The organism is Enterococcus sp. CSURQ0835 (assembly GCF_902706605.1).
Classification (GTDB): domain Bacteria; phylum Bacillota; class Bacilli; order Lactobacillales; family Enterococcaceae; genus Enterococcus_A.
On the sequence record NZ_CACSLH010000034.1, the window covers coordinates 1 to 16,402 of the forward strand.

Consider the following 16,402-nt stretch of genomic DNA (forward strand, 5'->3'; position numbering starts at 1 on the left):
TAATCTGATAGTGATGCGGTCGGTCAACCAGCATTATCTTATCATTTTGGGAGGCTTTTTTGATACCACGCTAAAAGCTTTTTGGAACCACCCGCATAGCAGGTGGTTTTCAAATCATACAAAAAAATCCAGCTAGCTGAAAAAATAGCAACTAGCTGGAGCCGGTAAATTTTTTAACTTATTGGTTGAGAGCTAAATGCGTTCGTTCAACTTTTTTACTACCGGCCCTTTAAGATCGCTTTTGACACGAGCGAGCAGTAATAGATGGAGCCGGTCGGATTTGGATGGACTTGGTCTTCATAAAACCAGCTCGGCTGATTTTTACTTAGATCGTACCAATCGATCAGTTTGACATTGTCGTATTTTTTACTCATCGCAGCTAGCGTCGTATTGACTTCATTTTGCCAGCGTCGCGTCGGTACATAAACATTCACGACGTACACATCGCGCTTGCTGCCTAAAACTTTCATGACTTGCGCAAACTCGTCTTCAGTGAATGAACCATTCGTTCCTAATGCCAACAAAACGGTATTGTGCAACTTGCCTTCTGCTTTTAATTTTTGCAGCAGCTCTGGACTAGCAACTAATTGACGCCCCACTTCTCCATCAATATCCGCTTGCGGGAAAATCGCGTTTAAGCCGTCTGCCGCATCTAGCAAAACAGAATCTCCAAAGGCGGTCAGTTTCAAGTTTTTCGCTTTAGCGATCTCTCGGTCAGTCAAATGATATTTGTTAGCCATCGTTTTTGATTCACTCGTGGCTTCACTGCTAGCGGTTTTCTGATTGGCCGTTTTTTCTTTTTGCGCCACCACTTTTTGGTTTTGCGCGATTTTTTCTTGCAGTGCGCGTTGATCAGCCGTCACGTGATTCGTCGGTGAAATGACGATCCCGACTAACGCGATCACCGTTACGAGCCAAGCTGCGATGAACGCCATTTTTTGTTTGCTTTTCCAAGGCGCTAAGATCCAAGCTTGCAATCGATTCAATGTATTTCGATAATCGAAATAGCGCAACGGTTTTTCAATGAAGCGGTAAGACAGCTCGGTCACAAATAAAATCAATAGGATCTCTACGACCGTATTCAATAAAACATGATTGGCTACGTGGACCTTGGCTTCATAAAAAATCATCACCGGAAATTGATACAAATAAATTCCGTAACTGCGTTTACCAATCCAAGTAAAGACTGGATTAGTCAGCCAACGATTCAAACTGGCACCTGGATGGGCGGTGATCGCAACTAAGATCACACTCACCAGACTCAACAAATACATCCCGCCATAATAAATGAAGGTCAGCTTGTCGCTTAAAAAGAAAAAGGACAGCACGAGGATCACAAGCGATCCTAGACCCACGCCGTTCAAGATTTTTTTTGCTTGTGCGGGGATCTGCGTTTTCAAACGTGTGCTAGGCCAAACAAAAGCTAGCGCAACGCCTAATAAAATCGAAAACATCCGCGTATCCGTACCATAATAAGCCCGCGTCGGATCTTGCCCCGGCGTATACATCAGCGCCATCAAGATTGCTGAGATAAAGGCCGCCACCGAAAACCCAATGAAGATCTTCCCTTTATTTTTGACCAGCTTCATCAAAATGATAAAGACCCAAGGTAAAAACAAATAATATTGCGACTCGACAGCAAGGGACCAAATATGCGTAAAAGGAGATTCCCCTGCGAAGCGGTCAAAGTAGGACAAACCGTGTTTGATCTGCCACCAGTTATTGTAATACAGTAAACTACTCACGACATTGCCGCGTAAATTATTCAGCAAATTGCGCTGGAACAACGTGATGTAAGCTGACGCTCCGATCATCATCGCCACCAGCGCCGGATAGAGCCTTTTCATTCGCCGATAATAAAATTGTTTGATCTTGATCTTTCCATTTTGTTGCCACTCTTGCACCATCAGATCGGTGATCAAGTAACCTGACACCACGAAAAATACGGGAACTCCTAAATAGCCGCCTTGCAATTGATCCGGCAGCAAATGATACAAAATAACTCCAATCACCGCGATTGAACGGATACCGTCAAATCCAGTGATATAACGACTTTTTTTTAGTCTCTTTTCCATAGATTCGATTCCAACTTTACTAAATTATTATGCTTTCACAACTATACGAGCAATCTTTTCAAAGTGCAAGTCCGAAATGAAGGATATAACAAACTCTTGAAATTTTTGAATTTTTCTTATGAAATAAATTAGAAATCCCGCCACTCCTTCCAGCGACCTCAACTGACCGTTCAAAAAAACAATTGATTCAGCATTGTTTGCACGAAAAAAGCCAGCTGAAAAAACTCAGCTGACTACTTTTCTCTCAAGTCTCCGAGCAACTGTTGCTGACAGCTGCTCCACTTGATCAAATCATTTTAATTGGTAACATTTTAATCCATCGACTCTTCATAAAAGCGTCCTAAGATTTGCACATTTTCTGAGATACTGACAAACGCGTGGGGATCGCTTTCTTTCATGACACTTTCTAACATCGGTAATTCAAAACGCGTCACAACTGTAAATAAAATCGTTTGCCGGTCATGTTTATACGCCCCTTCAGCACCATGAATGATCGTGATCCCCCGGCGCATCTGATCTTGGATCCCATCAATCACTTCATCTGGGTATTTCGTTACGATCATAACTTGCATCTTCCGTTGTTTCGTAAACAGTGCATCTGTCAATTTCCCGCTCATAAAGATCGCTAACGCGGAATAAAACATGTATTGCCAACCAAACAGCAAGCCGGCCACGAACATGATGATGACATTGAAAATGATCGAGATCGAACCCACGGACTTACCCGTTTTTTTGCGGATCGTCATACTCAAAATATCCAACCCGCCAGATGACAAGCCATTCCGCAATGAAAACCCGATCCCCACTCCCATGATCGTTCCGCCAAAGACCGCGCAGATGATCGGATCGCCCGTCAGTTTGGTCACCGGGATGATATGAATGAAAAAGGAAGTCAAAAACACCGTGATAAATGTGAAGATCGTAAATTTGTGTCCGATCTTAAACCAAGCTAAGACAAAAAGCGGCACATTTAATAGAAACAACGTAACGGATACCGGAACGGTGTAGCCGACAAAACCTTTTGATAACGTCGTCAAGATTTGCGCAAAACCTGTGATCCCACTGGAATAAATATTTCCTGGTTGATAGAAAAAGTTCACCGCGATCGCCGCTAAAAACGCGTAGACGACAGAAACCGACAAGCGCGTTGCAAAATCGTGATAGGGCCACTCCGCTATCTTTTTTTTCATTTTTTTCGTCCTCATTTCTTTGCATTTCCTTCAACAATTATACGGAGTTTTTCAGTAAAAAGAAAGGGGCAGCTGCAGAACAGAAATTGAATAAAAAAAACGAAGCGCTGACTTATTTGATCAGCACTTCGTTTTAAGCCAGCTTTCACTGGTCTATATTACTCTTCGATTTTTGTGACATCGAGATTCAATTCATACAGTTGCAATGGTGAAACGGTACTTGGCGCATCTGACATCGGATCAGCGGCTTTCCCGTTTTTCGGAAAGGCGATGACTTCACGGATATTATCTTCACCAGCAAGTAACATGGCGAAGCGATCCAGTCCGATAGCTAAACCGCCGATTGGTGGGAAACCATAGTCAAGTGCTTCTAATAAGAACCCGAATTGCTCGTTGGCACTTTCCCGGGTAAAGCCTAATGTTTCAAAGACTTGTTCTTGCAACTCACGCGTATTGATACGTAATGAACCGCCACCTAGTTCGTAGCCATTTAACACGATATCGTACGCTTGCGCATACACTTTTTCTGGATGCTCTTTCAAATTCGGGATATCCGACTCTTTTGGCATCGTAAACGGATGGTGAGCCGAGACGTAGCGACCTAATTCTTGATCGTATTCAAATTGTGGCCAATCAACCACCCACAGATAATCGTATTGACTTTCATCGATCAAACCTAATTCTTTGGCGACTTTCGAACGAACGGCACCTAATGCTGTAACAGCCGTTAAGAACTGATCAGCGGCAAACATCAAAACGTCGCCAGGTTCCGCATTGGTCGCTTTTTTCAATTCTTCGGTCACATTGCCCATGAATTTCGCGATTGGCCCAGTCAACTCACCTTTTTCATCGACTTTCATCCAAGCGAGACCTTTCGCTCCAAATTGTCCCACGAATTGACCTAAACGATCCAATTCTTTCCGCGAGTATTTATCAGCGGCGCCTTTAGCATTCAACGCTTTGACAACTCCGCCGTTATCGATCGCCATTCGGAAAACTTTGAAGTCAGTGGCAGCAACGATCTCACTGACATCGATCAATTCCATGTCAAACCGTGTATCAGGTTTATCGGAACCATAGCGTGCCATCGCGTCGTCCCAAGTGATCCGTGGGAATGGTAATTGCACATCGATTCCTTTGACTTCTTTCATCACTCGCGCGATCAACTGTTCGGTGTAATCTTGGATCTCTTCGGCTGATAAGAAACTTGTTTCAATATCGATTTGAGTAAATTCTGGTTGCCGATCACCGCGTAAATCTTCATCGCGGAAACAACGTACGATTTGATAGTAACGATCAAAGCCAGCTGACATCAACAATTGTTTTAAGATTTGAGGGGATTGGGGTAACGCATAAAAATGCCCCGCATGGACCCGTGAAGGGACTAAATAATCCCGCGCGCCTTCCGGTGTTGATTTAGCTAAATACGGTGTTTCGATATCCAGAAAGTCATTTTCATCTAAGAAATTCCGCACTGATTTCGTCAAGCGGTGACGCAACATCAAATTTTGGGTCATTTTTGGTCGGCGTAAGTCCATATAACGATACTTCAAGCGGACTTCATCACTGATGTTTTGCGCGTCTTCAATTGAAAACGGTGGTGTCTTCGCACTGTTTAAGATCGTGATTGCTTCCCCTTTAACTTCAAATTCACCGGTCTTCATCTTCGGATTGATTGATTTTTCATCCCGTTTGATGACGACACCTTGGATCTCAACGACAAATTCACTTCGACATTGGTCAGCGACTTCCCAAGCTTGTTTAGATTCTTCTGGATTGAACACAACTTGGATGATCCCTTCCCGATCACGTAGATCGATAAAGATCAAGCCCCCTAGGTCACGGCGTTTTTGGACCCAACCTTGTAAGGTTACTTGTTGATCTAAATTCTTTTCTGATACTAAGCCACAATAAACAGTTCTTTTTCCCATTGTCTTACTCCTCCATATTTTCTAGCATCATCTCGTCATAGATGGCATTGAAGTCTTCATAAACATCGGCTAGTGCAAATGTTTTTTCTTGATGACTGCGCATCGCTTTGACTTTGATCTGCATATTCTGTAATTCATCTTCGCCTAATGTTAACACGAGTTTAGCTTCCGCTTTGTCAGCTGCTTTGAATTGCGCTTTTGGTTTGCGCTGCATGAAATCCCGATCAGCAGAATACCCAAATTGGCGAATCACTTGAACGATTTTTTGAACTTCCATATTCGTGCCTTCACCGATGCCCACAACATACGCATCAAGTTCAGTAGCTGCTGGGATCATGACATCTTCTTGTGCTAACGTCAATAAGATCCGTTCGATCCCCATGGCAAATCCAAAGCCTGGTGTTGCTGGACCTGCCAGCTCTTCAACTAGACCGTCATAACGACCACCAGCACAAATCGTGGATTGACTGCCCATCCCCGGTGCATCACTCATGATCTCAAAAATCGTATGAGTATAATAATCAAGCCCGCGCACCATCCGATGATCGATCTCATACGGAATCTGTAAATGATCCAACGTCTTGGTCACTTCAGCAAAATGTTTTTGCGCCGACTCACTCAAATAATCTAAAATACTTGGCGCATCCGCTACAAATTGTTGATCGCGCTTATCTTTACTATCTAAGACCCGCAGTGGGTTTTCATGTAAGCGGCGTTTGGAATCTTCGCTGAGCTCGGCTTCGTGGGGTTCCAAATAATCGATCAACGCTTGTCGATAATTTTGGCGCGTCTCTTTGTCACCAAGTGAGTTGATGACTAAGCGCAACTTGGTGATCCCTAATTGTTTGAAAAAGTCCATCGCCATCGCCATCGTTTCGACATCTAAGCTGGGATTTTCACTGCCAAAAGCTTCGACTCCGATTTGATGGAATTGACGTAAACGTCCTTTTTGCGGCCGTTCATAGCGAAACATCGGTCCCATGTAGTAGACTTTGTATGGTTTTTTATGTTCTGGGCCGTACAATTTATTTTCCACATACGCGCGAACGATCGGCGCCGTTCCTTCTGGTCGCAACGTCACATGACGATCGCCTTTATCATAAAAATCATACATCTCTTTTGATACGATATCGGTGGTGTCCCCGACACTTCTTGCGATCACTTCATAATGTTCAAAGAGCGGTGTACGCATCTCGTGGTATTGATAATCATTGAATAGTAAACGAGCGGTCTCTTCAACGAATTGCCATTTCTCACTTTCTCCTGGCAAAATATCGTTGGTCCCTTTTGGTCGTTGGTAACTCATGGTCTTGCCCCTTTCCTAAATAAAAAAGCCCTTGCTCGAATTGAACAAGGGCGAAATTTTCGCGGTACCACCTTTTTTGAAAGAAAACTCTTTCCTTTAGCAATTAACGCTTGCGAAACGGAACGGCTTTTGATCGTTCATCTCCAGAATGTCTTTTCGGCGCGCGCGTTACAAAAACTGCTTTCAGCCTAGGCAGTTTCTCTCTTCTTGCAAGCAAAGCGGCTTACTCTTTCCTTCATCGACATTGAATATCATCTATAAAGCTACTAAAAACTTTTCTGAAAGTCAAGTGATATCCTAGCTTTTCAAGTCAAGATAATTTCATATTTTCTCGTTTTACTTTACACTAAATGCAAAAGGTAGTGTGAAAGAAACTTTTTCCCACTGCCGACGATCAAGCTGATCGGAATAAAAAAAGGAGCGGATAGTTATGGCAGATGTACAAATCGGTAAATCACAAGTTTACGCAAGCGATCTAGGATTAGGCACCAATGCAGTCGGCGGCCACAATCTTTTTCCCAATCTAGATGATGAGGTGGGCAAACAAGTCGTCCGAACAGCACTCGATAATGGGATCACGTTGTTAGACACTGCTTATGCTTACGGCAATGGGCGATCAGAAGAATTGATCGGTGAAGTTTTGAAAGAACCAGAATACGATCGCTCTCGTGTGATCATCGCAACGAAAGCTGCCCACGATCCAGCACAAGACGGTAAATTCAACAACAGTCCCGAGTTTTTACGCAACGCAGTAGAAGATGCATTACAACGTTTGCAGACCAATTATTTGGATATTTTTTATATTCATTTCCCTGATGAGACCACACCTAAAAATGAAGCGGTCGCCGAATTACACAAATTAAAAGAAGAAGGCAAACTGCGCGCGATCGGTGTCTCGAACTTTTCATTGGAACAACTAAAAGAGGCCAATCAAGACAATTATGTTGATGTGATCGAAAATCAATACAGCTTGTTACACCGGGAAGCAGAAAAAGATCTTTTCCCTTACTTAAAGCAACATAAGATCTCGTTTGTCCCTTACTTCCCACTAGCTTCTGGATTGTTGACTGGTAAATACGACAAAGAAACGACATTTGCTGAAGGTGATCTTAGAAACAGCAAACCAGAATTTCAAGGTGAACGCTTCAAAGCGATCATCGAAAAGGTCGATCAACTGAAACCACTAGCTAAAGAAAATGATGCGACCGTCGCCCAACTCGTCTTAGCTTGGTACATGAAAAATCCCAATGTCGGGATCGTGATCCCCGGTGCAAAAAAACCGGAACAAGTCGCAGCTAACGCAAAAGCAGTTGATGTTCGACTTTCAAATGCTGATTACGAAACGATCGATCAACTCTTCAAATAATTTGTAGTAAAAGCTTCGTCAAATGTGCAATTTGGCGAAGTTTTTTTTATACTGGAAGTAACGAGACGTGAAAGGATGAACGAGATGGCAGATTTTGAATCAATCACGCAGACAGCTTACGGTAAAATAGAAGGCCGTGAAGTTGGCGATCAATACCGTTACTTAGGCATTCCTTACGCCAAACCGCCCGTCGGAGCTTTACGCTTTAAACGTGCCGAAAAACCGGAGGCGTGGGAAAATACGATCGCCTGTAAACAATTCGGTGCAGACCCGATCCAATTTCCCACTGACAAGCAGTTGAAGTTTTTGAATCAAAGCGACACTAAGCAAAGTGAAGATTGTCTGACCTTGAATATTTGGGCGCCGAAAAAAGCGCAGAAAGCGCCGGTCTTTGTCTTTATCTACGGCGGTTCCAATCATACCGGCCGAACCTCTGACCCGCGCTATTCGTTGGAAAAATTTCCAGCTGATGGTGTGATCGGTGTTTCCTTTAATTATCGATTAGGCCCTTTAGGATTTTATGATTTTTCAAATTTAGATTCTACTTTCGATTCCAATTGCGGGGTATCTGATTGGCTGCAAGCTTTGACTTGGATCAAAGAAAACATCGAAAACTTCGGCGGTGATCCTGAAAACATCACACTTTGCGGCGAATCAGCAGGCGGAACTGCCGTTTACACATTGCTTTCGATGCCTAAAGCACAAGGTCTTTTCCAAAAAGCAATCGCCATGAGTGGCCAACCGGGAAACGTCAACGGGGCACGTACCCAAGAATTGAATCAACAAATCTTTTTTGACACGTTAGGAGTAGTTCCCAATGAAGTCGCTAAGTTGCAAGACCTTCCAGTCGAAAAATTGATCCCAGCTGGTAGCGCAGTGTTAGCTCAGCACAATCAAAAAAATCCCGGTATTTTTGCTCCTGGGGTCGTATTAGACGATCTCGTACCAAAACGTCCGGCAGAGGCCTTAGCAGCTGGTGCAGCCGCTAAAGTCAAATGTATTTTCGGCACTTGTCGCGATGAAGGAACACTTTTTTACTGGCTCGATATGCTGCCTAAAAGTTGGAAAGCGGTCGATCAAATGTTGAAAAATAATCAGCGGATCGCCATTATCCCGCAACTTAGAAATCTTTACGGCGTCTTGCCGGAGAAAAAAGCGATGGAAGCATTAGGGCGTGACCGCTATTTTTGGGCAGACACTGTCAACTGTACGCTAGCCCAAAGTCAACACGCAACCGTTTGGGCTTATCGTTATGACTTTGAAGTCTTGAATCAAAAACTTACTGGCCTCGGTGCAGTCCACGGTTCTGATGTGGTGCCAGCATTAGGAACATCTAGCTTGACTAAAAATCCAGTCAGTGAAAAAATACCGAACCCGCGCCAATTAAAAATGGAACACGATTTACATCGCGCGTGGGTCAATTTTGCTAAACAAGGCACGCCAAACGGCAACTTAAATCCAAAATGGCCCGCCTATGATCAAAAAGAGCGCACAACGTATTTGTTTGATGTCAAAGGTGAGCTAGTAAACGATCCTAATCACGATTTTCTAGAAGTGTGGCAAGGAATTGCGTTTTACGAATAAGAAAATGTGGTGCCGAGTGTTTCTCGGGACCACATTTTTTTGCTTAACTGACTACATTTTTCGTTTCACCTTGCAAGTAACTCGCTAAATTATCCACTGCAATCTGCAATAAGCGGCTTCTAGTTTCCACCGGCGCCCATGCGATATGCGGCGTGAGAAAACAATTTTTAGCCATTAGTAAAGGATTGTCTGCTGCAATCGGTTCTTTAGCCACGACATCTAACCCTGCTCCGGCAATTTTGCCTGTGTTTAACGCCTGAGCAACAGCCGCTTCATTTAATAACCCACCTCGCGCAGTATTCAATAAGAGCACGCCGGCTTTCATTTGCGCGATCGCAGCTTCATCGATCATGCCGACCGTTTCTTTTGTTTGCGGCACATGGAGACTCACGATGTCAGCTTGGGCATATAATTCAGCCAAGGTCACTTGCTTTGCCCACTTTGCTTGCGGTGTTTTTGTCCGATGATTGTAATAGATTACGTTTAATTTAAAGGCATGGGCGATCTCAGCTACTGCTTGTGCGATCGCACCGTAACCGATCAGTCCGATCGTTTTACCTGCTAGTTCCATTAAAGGCGTTTTCCAATACGTAAAATCAGGGCTCGTTTGCCAATCGCCATCATGGACTGAGGCGCTATGTAAGCCCACCTGACTCGTCAGTTCTAACAATAAAGCAAAAGTAAACTGCGCCACCGCGTCTGTCCCATAGGCTGGAATATTGGTGACGGTCACACCGTATTTTTTGGCAGCGGCTAGCTCGATGATATTAAAACCGGTCGCCGTCACGCCAATATAATTTACTTGTGGTGTTTGCGCCAAGATCTCTTCATCGATCGGAATTTTATTTGTCAACACAACTTCCGCTTGGCCGATTCGTTCAACGATTTCTTTTTTATCCGTATAAGACGTCCGGTCATATACCGTTACCTCACCGAATTTTTCAAAACCTGCCCAAGTTAAATCACCAGGATTCAACGCGTGACCATCTAAGACTACAATTTTCAAATTCACTCACTCCCATCAACTATGTGTTTGTTTTGGACCGCTCATAAAAAAACTGAGCTGAAAGATTCCAGCTCAGTTCATTTTTTAATACGCCCGCGCAATCCAAACGGTGTGTTTTGCTGGCTTGCCGGATACAAGATCGACTTTTTTCTCCATTGGTGGATCAAATGGAATATTCCGCGTCGTAAAGCCGGTCTCTTCTTTGATCTTGCTTTCGGTTTCTTCTGTTCCATCCCAACCGATCAAAACATAACCTGGGACTTCCCCGTTTGCTTTTGATTTTTCGATATGGGCTTTTAATTCATCTAATGTCTCAATGTCGGTGTGCTCATTTTCTTTGTAACGAGCTCGTGCATTTTCTAACAGACGTTTTTGCATGTTATCAAGTTGTTCGCTGATATACTCTTCGATACCATCTAAAGCGATCGCTTCTTTGTCTGCTAAGTCACGCATTTTCACCATCGCTTGATTGTTTTCAAGGTCACGTGGTCCAAATTCAATTCGCAATGGTGCGCCTTTTAATTCCCATTCGTTAAATTTATAGCCTGGTGTGTTGTCGGTATCATCGATTCGAACTCGCAATCCTTTTTGCGCTAAGTTCGCTTTTAATTCACCTAGTTTTTCCATGATCGCTGGATTTTTCTTCCATGGTCCAACTGGAATCAAAATAACTTGCGTCGGTGCAATTTTTGGTGGCAAGACTAACCCTTGTTCATCACCGTGCACCATGATCACTGAACCGATCAAACGCGTCGAGATCCCCCAAGAAGTCGTGTAAACAAATTCGTGTTCATTGTTGCGGTTCAAGAATTTGATATCAAACGCTTCAGCAAAATTTTGACCCAAATAATGAGAAGTACCGGCTTGAACGGCTTTCCCATCTTTCATCATCGCTTCAACAGAATACGTATCGACAGCACCAGCAAAACGTTCTGAAGGGGTTTTTTGCCCTTTATAAACTGGGATCGCTAATGTATTTTCAATCAGATCAGTATACGCATCTAAAATATCTAGCGTCCGTTTACGCGCGCTTTCTTCTGAATCATGGGCAGTGTGACCTTCTTGCCATAAAAATTCTGAAGTCCGTAAGAATGGTAAAGTTTTCTTTTCCCAACGAAAGACATTGGCCCATTGGTTGATTTCAAGGGGTAGATCACGATAAGAATGGATCCAATTGGACATCGCATCCCCAATCAACGTTTCCGAAGTTGGCCGCAACGCATATGGTTCTTCTAATTTTTCATCCCCGACTTCCGTCATCCAAGGAAGTTCTGGCGCAAAACCTTCCACGTGTTCTTCTTCTTTCAGCAAGAAACTTTTAGGAATCAACATTGGAAAATAAACGTTCCGAATATCTTGAGTGCGTAAATACGCATTAAAGGTTTCTTGGATATGTTCCCATAATTCAAACCCATCGGCTTTAAAAATGATACAACCGCGGACCGGAGAATAATCCATTAAATCCGCTTTTTGAATCGTTTGGATGTACCATTTCGAAAAATCTGTTTTCTGTAAATCTGACATATTATTCCTCCTAAAAAAATTTAATAAAAAAACCGTTCCATCCTTACGACTTGTAAGGACGAAACGGTAAATTTCGCGGTACCACCTTGCTTGGCCAAAACTTTTTTGACCCAACTTTCAGCTCTATTAACGCTAGAGTCACGGAACACTTTCATGCTCGACTTATCCGGTAGGTTCATAATCTTCAGTGGGAATCGATCTTGCAGCCGGTGGATCGACCTCTCTTAACCGTGAAAAATTATTACTGTTCCAAATGCTTGTCTTATATATTAAAGATAAATTTCAAAAATTGCAAGTGAAAACTTAAACTTTTTTAATCTTCAGGTACATAACGTTCTTCTAAACGGCTCATCCACCAGCCAAGTGCCGCTCCTAAGAAACAAAGTACCCCACACCCAACAAAACCTAAGAAGCTAAAACCAGCATAATCGGTTGGAACGATCATCAAAGTTGAAGCGAAGACGATCCCCAAAATAAAATGGAACATCAGTGCATAAAATCGACTGAAGACCCAGTCCATCACTTTCGACAAACTCAATACAGTGGCTAGTCCTCCGATCGCAATTGGGATCAGCACCCCTAAGTCCAACGTTTTAAACCCATCTGCCATCGCTTTGTACATTCCCATGTAAACTAAAAAGTTAGATGGACTTAGGCCTGGAACGATCAAACCTAAGCCGATCAAAGCCCCGGCGATCATCCAAGTCACAAAGTTTTGATCCACTTGGCCAAACAAACTTGAACCTTTCCACAGGAACCAAAAACCTAAAATGAAACTGACGACTAAAATCACGATATCTTTTGTCTGACGACCATGTTTGCCCGCTTCTTTCCACAATGCCGGTACCGTACCGATGATGCAGCCGACAAAAAACCATAAGATGATCGTTTCAAATTCACCTAATAAAAAACTTACCGCAAACGACAATAAGAAAACACCCGCAAGTCCGCCTAAACCGACCGGGATAAAAAATAAAACATTCTCTTTAAAATTTTTGGTGATGTGGGCCAAAAAAGAAATGATCCGTTCATAGATTCCAAACACTGCGGCCAATGCGCCACCACTGACCCCCGGTAAAATAAAACCCGAGCCAATGAACATTCCCTTTACAAAACGCAAGAACCAATCACTTTTAGCTTTTGGTGTTACTTTTTCGTTTTCCATCAATCAACTTTTCCTCAACTTTCACTGTTATCTCTGTCAGTTTAACGAGAAACGAAAAAGCACGCAAGTTGTTTTTTTAACTTTCCGATAAAGCTTAAGATTATTTTAGAAAGCCATTCTTCTTAATAGCTTCGTAGTGCGCATTTATAAACTTGCTAGATTTTTCTTAGCCTTGAAGCCCAAAAAAGCTGCCGAAAAATTCGGCAGCTTAATGCGCAAGATACATTTCATTCCAGTTATCATCGATACAAGTTTGTAGACTGATCGATTCTCCAGGCTGATTTAAAATATCATCCCAATGGACTTGACCGTCTGTCCCAATTGCTTGGTCGTTGACCGTTAAAATTTTGTAAATCGTATACTCGCGCGTGTGACCGTTGCGATCCATGACAGTGACTTTGCTACCGACAGAAAGAGAAAATAATACGTGGAAGATCCCCGGATTATGACCAATAATATGCGTCGGTTGACCATCATCGACTTCACCAGTCCCTTTCCATAAACCGGCACGGTTACCATCGGGCGCAGCGGGTGCACCTTGATCATCAACAAGCGGGATAATTTGATTTTCGATTTGAATTGAATTGGGAACCAAAGTTGGAGCTTGTGGGGGTGTTTGCGAAGCGGATGTGGCAGGTGGTGCCGAAGCTGAAGTAGTAACGCTAGAAGCAGACTCAGTCGTAGCTTGAGTTGAAGCTTGTGGGGTGACCGATGAAGCGGCTGGAGCCGAAGCAACTGATTGTGCTGACGAGGAAGTAGACGACGCAGGTGGTGCTGAAGTTGTGGTATTTGCTGACGGCGACGGCTGCTTTTCACTCGTCACAGTAGCTGGCGGCAAAACAGCTGCCTTTTGTTGTTCCGCCTTTTGAAGCTCAGCTGCAACTGCGATCTGCTGTTTAAAAGTTGTTTTTAGTTTTTCACGTGTCTTTAAATCCGCACGAGTTGCCGTTAGCAGGACCACGTTAGCAACACTTTTCTTCTTAGCTGATGTTGGTTTTATGAGCGAATCTAAGCTGAGGATTGACTCAACCTTGACTGGCCCAAAAGTTTCTACCAGTACACCAGGTTCAGAAAGCGGATTCAAAAATGACAATACGACCAAGCAAGACCAAAGAAATAAACGGATAGACATCACAACTCCCCCTTTCAGTTGGAAAGTTGTTCTTTTGAAGACAATTCAAAACGAGGCTTATTGAGGCGGTGCGAAGAAAAAAACGTAGCTGGAAAAAAGAGTTCACCTCCTTTTCTACCTACATTTTAGCATCAAGTTATTGCGATAAACATCACAAAAAATTCAATCTGTTTTTCTTTACCATTTTTTAAAAAGTTTAAGAAATATGCTGATCTACTTCACTTAACAGAAACCAAACTCACACGCATTCTACAATAAAAACAAATGCTCTAGACTTGCTATTAGTTCTGATCATCTTTTCTTTGATTCACTTTTAGCTAGCAAAAAAGTGAAGGCATTATTCAAAGGAACTTAAAATAATTCTGTTCTCCGACCAAAAATTGATGGTTTATCGGTCTTCCGATGGATTTTTTTTCAATGAACTTCAGCTATGATAAATGGGAAAGGATGATCTTGTATGAAACGAAAACTGCCATTATCTTTTATTCTCTTAATTTGCGGCTTAATTTTATTTCTTCCACCTAAACTAACTGAAAACAACACAGCTGATTGGGCTATTCAACTTGATGCCCTCAATCCTTTTATTAAAACCAAAGAAGTCTATGCTCGAATCCCGGAAAAGCCCCTCACCTCATTGCGCGATCCAAAGCACGGGATCGACTATATTTACCTCGCAGATACTTTTGATCAACAAGGCCGCAAACGAAATGTGCAAGTCAAAAGTTACGGTCGTGAACGGCTAGCTCCTTTAGGTCACTATTTAAAACTTAAAATCAAAGGACAAGCAGTCTATGCTTATGAAGCGGTTATGTTCGATCAAATCCCTAAACCTGCTCTCCAAAATTTGCGAGTAGCAACTAAATAAGAACAAAAAAAGATTGCTATTTTTCATTTTTGTAAATATAATAATTAAAAATATTCATAAAAATGAAAAGAGGTCCTCTTATGTCACGGATTTACGAAAATGCAACAATTACTGAAAAAGCTAATGTTTACTTCGACGGGAAAGTCACCAGTCGCGCAGTTACGAAAGCGGACGGTACAAAAATCACTTTAGGTTTTATGGTAGCTGGCGAATATACGTTTAAAACTGCTGCTGAAGAATTGATGGAAGTCATCAATGGTGAGCTATCTGCTTTATTACCAGGGGAAGAAAGTTGGCAAAATTATCCTGCTGGCAGTAAATTCAGTGTGCCAGCTGACGACAGCTTCCAAGTTAAAGTGCCTACTTTTGCTGACTACTGTTGTTCATATATCGAAAAATAAAAAAATGCACGTAATGTCAAAATGTTTTAAGACATTGCGTGCATTTTTGATTTTTTAAGAGCTACCCGCCCTAGTGGCAGGCCGTATGCTTGATCATAAAGTGCTCGATAATAAGTCAAATCAATACTTTGAGGAAGTTTGGTATTACTCATCACTCGCATTTGGAAGCCAAAATTAGTAAAAGAAAAATTGGAATAAAGTGTAAACCCATTCTGTTCATAAAATTTGATCCGTTGCTGACATTCAGACTGCTCGGCTCGACTTTTCGCAGCTTGAGGATCTTCAACTTCTAATAAAACACCTTGCTTGGCTTTTTTTACCAGTAATTGTAAAAAACCACTGCCAATTCCTTGTTTTCGATATTGAGCAAGTACTCCAAAATACAACAAATGCTGATAATCAAAGCGGAATGCTTTTTGCCAGATCGCATAACCGTAAATTGCGTCGCCGTCCGTCAAAAAGTAGGCCGTCAAAATTTTGCGCCGCAATCCATTTTTCAAAAGCGGCCACGGAATACGTTTAAAACGAGGAAAATCTTGATCTAATATGATATACAATTGGCGCCATTCATTTTTAGTAACTTTTTTCAACGTAAAACGTTCCATACTACTTCCTTTCCAGCAAATCAGTCGCTTATTTTTTTGTCTTTGGTATAATGCCAAGTGAGGTGAAATTTATGCGATCATTGGAACTGACGCGTGATTTGTTAGTAACACTGACAGAATTACAAGCACAACTACCGGTTGACTTGACCGACGAACAAACTTTAACCGCGATGCAAAAAGATTTGACGACCACCGAAGAAACACTGACAGCAATCAAAAAAACATTGTTCATTTTAGAACTGACCAAGTAAA

14 protein-coding genes and 1 other annotated feature are annotated in these 16,402 nt (G+C 42.5%); of the genes, 5 read left to right on the forward strand and 9 right to left on the reverse strand.

What is annotated here, in order from left to right; all coding sequences use genetic code 11:
- Positions 1-218: 218 nt before the first annotated feature.
- From GVJ38_RS11860 to hisS, 4 genes are all read right to left on the reverse strand, one after another.
- Positions 219-2,075, reverse strand: coding sequence for an acyltransferase family protein (locus tag GVJ38_RS11860; protein ID WP_159723367.1), 1,857 nt, complete (start codon positions 2,073-2,075; stop codon positions 219-221).
- Between the two features lie 311 nt (positions 2,076-2,386).
- Positions 2,387-3,265 (reverse strand): YitT family protein, encoded by an 879-nt coding sequence (locus tag GVJ38_RS11865; RefSeq protein WP_159723368.1) that lies wholly within the window; start codon positions 3,263-3,265, stop codon positions 2,387-2,389.
- 158 nt (positions 3,266-3,423) lie between these two features.
- Complete coding sequence (aspS, locus tag GVJ38_RS11870) at positions 3,424-5,196, reverse strand: aspartate--tRNA ligase (protein WP_159723369.1); 1,773 nt, start codon at positions 5,194-5,196, stop codon at positions 3,424-3,426.
- Between the two features lie 4 nt (positions 5,197-5,200).
- The gene (hisS, locus tag GVJ38_RS11875) at positions 5,201-6,502 is read right to left on the reverse strand and encodes a histidine--tRNA ligase (RefSeq protein WP_159723370.1); all 1,302 of its coding nucleotides are present in this window, start codon (positions 6,500-6,502) and stop codon (positions 5,201-5,203) included.
- A 43-nt stretch (positions 6,503-6,545) separates the two neighbouring features.
- Positions 6,546-6,750 (reverse strand) — a binding site (T-box leader).
- Positions 6,751-6,932: 182 nt separating this feature from the next.
- Between hisS and GVJ38_RS11880 the strand changes: the two genes are divergently transcribed.
- Positions 6,933-7,868: an aldo/keto reductase gene (locus GVJ38_RS11880; RefSeq protein WP_159723371.1), complete on the forward strand. Its 936-nt coding sequence runs from the start codon at positions 6,933-6,935 to the stop codon at positions 7,866-7,868.
- Between the two features lie 84 nt (positions 7,869-7,952).
- Positions 7,953-9,452, forward strand: coding sequence for a carboxylesterase/lipase family protein (locus GVJ38_RS11885; protein ID WP_159723372.1), 1,500 nt, complete (start codon positions 7,953-7,955; stop codon positions 9,450-9,452).
- 43 nt (positions 9,453-9,495) lie between these two features.
- Here GVJ38_RS11885 and GVJ38_RS11890 read toward each other — a convergent pair whose 3' ends face one another.
- The 4 genes from GVJ38_RS11890 to GVJ38_RS11905 all read right to left on the reverse strand — a co-directional run bounded on the left by GVJ38_RS11890 (position 9,496) and on the right by GVJ38_RS11905 (position 14,279).
- Entirely contained in the window at positions 9,496-10,458 is a 963-nt protein-coding gene (locus GVJ38_RS11890) for a D-2-hydroxyacid dehydrogenase (protein WP_159723373.1), read from the reverse strand.
- 84 nt (positions 10,459-10,542) lie between these two features.
- A complete protein-coding gene (gene proS, locus GVJ38_RS11895; RefSeq protein ID WP_159723374.1) occupies positions 10,543-11,982 on the reverse strand; it encodes a proline--tRNA ligase in 1,440 nt (479 codons plus the stop codon).
- 313 nt (positions 11,983-12,295) lie between these two features.
- Positions 12,296-13,147, reverse strand: coding sequence for a DUF368 domain-containing protein (locus GVJ38_RS11900; protein WP_159723375.1), 852 nt, complete (start codon positions 13,145-13,147; stop codon positions 12,296-12,298).
- A gap of 208 nt (positions 13,148-13,355) precedes the next feature.
- Positions 13,356-14,279 carry a class F sortase gene (locus GVJ38_RS11905; RefSeq protein ID WP_159723376.1) on the reverse strand — a complete coding sequence of 308 codons (924 nt, stop codon included), beginning with the start codon at positions 14,277-14,279 and terminating at the stop codon, positions 13,356-13,358.
- 457 nt (positions 14,280-14,736) lie between these two features.
- On the opposite strand from GVJ38_RS11905, the gene GVJ38_RS11910 reads away from it, so the two are divergent.
- Together GVJ38_RS11910 and ppnP are read left to right on the forward strand one after the other, a co-directional pair.
- On the forward strand, positions 14,737-15,144 hold the full coding sequence (locus tag GVJ38_RS11910) for a YxeA family protein (protein ID WP_159723377.1): 408 nt from the start codon (positions 14,737-14,739) through the stop codon (positions 15,142-15,144).
- 80 nt (positions 15,145-15,224) lie between these two features.
- Positions 15,225-15,545 carry a pyrimidine/purine nucleoside phosphorylase gene (ppnP, locus tag GVJ38_RS11915; protein WP_159723378.1) on the forward strand — a complete coding sequence of 107 codons (321 nt, stop codon included), beginning with the start codon at positions 15,225-15,227 and terminating at the stop codon, positions 15,543-15,545.
- Between the two features lie 26 nt (positions 15,546-15,571).
- Here ppnP and GVJ38_RS11920 read toward each other — a convergent pair whose 3' ends face one another.
- The gene (locus GVJ38_RS11920) at positions 15,572-16,150 is read right to left on the reverse strand and encodes a GNAT family N-acetyltransferase (protein ID WP_159723379.1); all 579 of its coding nucleotides are present in this window, start codon (positions 16,148-16,150) and stop codon (positions 15,572-15,574) included.
- Positions 16,151-16,221: 71 nt separating this feature from the next.
- Here GVJ38_RS11920 and GVJ38_RS11925 point away from each other — a divergent pair, with 71 nt between their 5' ends.
- Positions 16,222-16,401: a hypothetical protein gene (locus GVJ38_RS11925; protein WP_159723380.1), complete on the forward strand. Its 180-nt coding sequence runs from the start codon at positions 16,222-16,224 to the stop codon at positions 16,399-16,401.
- The last annotated feature ends 1 nt before the right edge of the window (position 16,402 follow it).

Excerpts from the sequence above, each read along its gene's own strand:
- GVJ38_RS11860 (WP_159723367.1), bottom strand. The coding sequence starts at position 2,075 with ATGGAAAAGAGACTAAAAAAAAGTCGTTATATCACTGGATTTGACGGT.
- GVJ38_RS11865 (WP_159723368.1), bottom strand. The coding sequence starts at position 3,265 with ATGAAAAAAAAGATAGCGGAGTGGCCCTATCACGATTTTGCAACGCGC.
- aspS (WP_159723369.1), bottom strand. The coding sequence starts at position 5,196 with ATGGGAAAAAGAACTGTTTATTGTGGCTTAGTATCAGAAAAGAATTTA.
- hisS (WP_159723370.1), bottom strand. The coding sequence starts at position 6,502 with ATGAGTTACCAACGACCAAAAGGGACCAACGATATTTTGCCAGGAGAA.
- GVJ38_RS11880 (WP_159723371.1), top strand. The coding sequence starts at position 6,933 with ATGGCAGATGTACAAATCGGTAAATCACAAGTTTACGCAAGCGATCTA.
- GVJ38_RS11885 (WP_159723372.1), top strand. The coding sequence starts at position 7,953 with ATGGCAGATTTTGAATCAATCACGCAGACAGCTTACGGTAAAATAGAA.
- proS (WP_159723374.1), bottom strand. The coding sequence starts at position 11,982 with ATGTCAGATTTACAGAAAACAGATTTTTCGAAATGGTACATCCAAACG.
- GVJ38_RS11900 (WP_159723375.1), bottom strand. The coding sequence starts at position 13,147 with ATGGAAAACGAAAAAGTAACACCAAAAGCTAAAAGTGATTGGTTCTTG.
- GVJ38_RS11905 (WP_159723376.1), bottom strand. The coding sequence starts at position 14,279 with ATGTCTATCCGTTTATTTCTTTGGTCTTGCTTGGTCGTATTGTCATTT.
- GVJ38_RS11910 (WP_159723377.1), top strand. The coding sequence starts at position 14,737 with ATGAAACGAAAACTGCCATTATCTTTTATTCTCTTAATTTGCGGCTTA.
- ppnP (WP_159723378.1), top strand. The coding sequence starts at position 15,225 with ATGTCACGGATTTACGAAAATGCAACAATTACTGAAAAAGCTAATGTT.
- GVJ38_RS11920 (WP_159723379.1), bottom strand. The coding sequence starts at position 16,150 with ATGGAACGTTTTACGTTGAAAAAAGTTACTAAAAATGAATGGCGCCAA.
- GVJ38_RS11925 (WP_159723380.1), top strand. The coding sequence starts at position 16,222 with ATGCGATCATTGGAACTGACGCGTGATTTGTTAGTAACACTGACAGAA.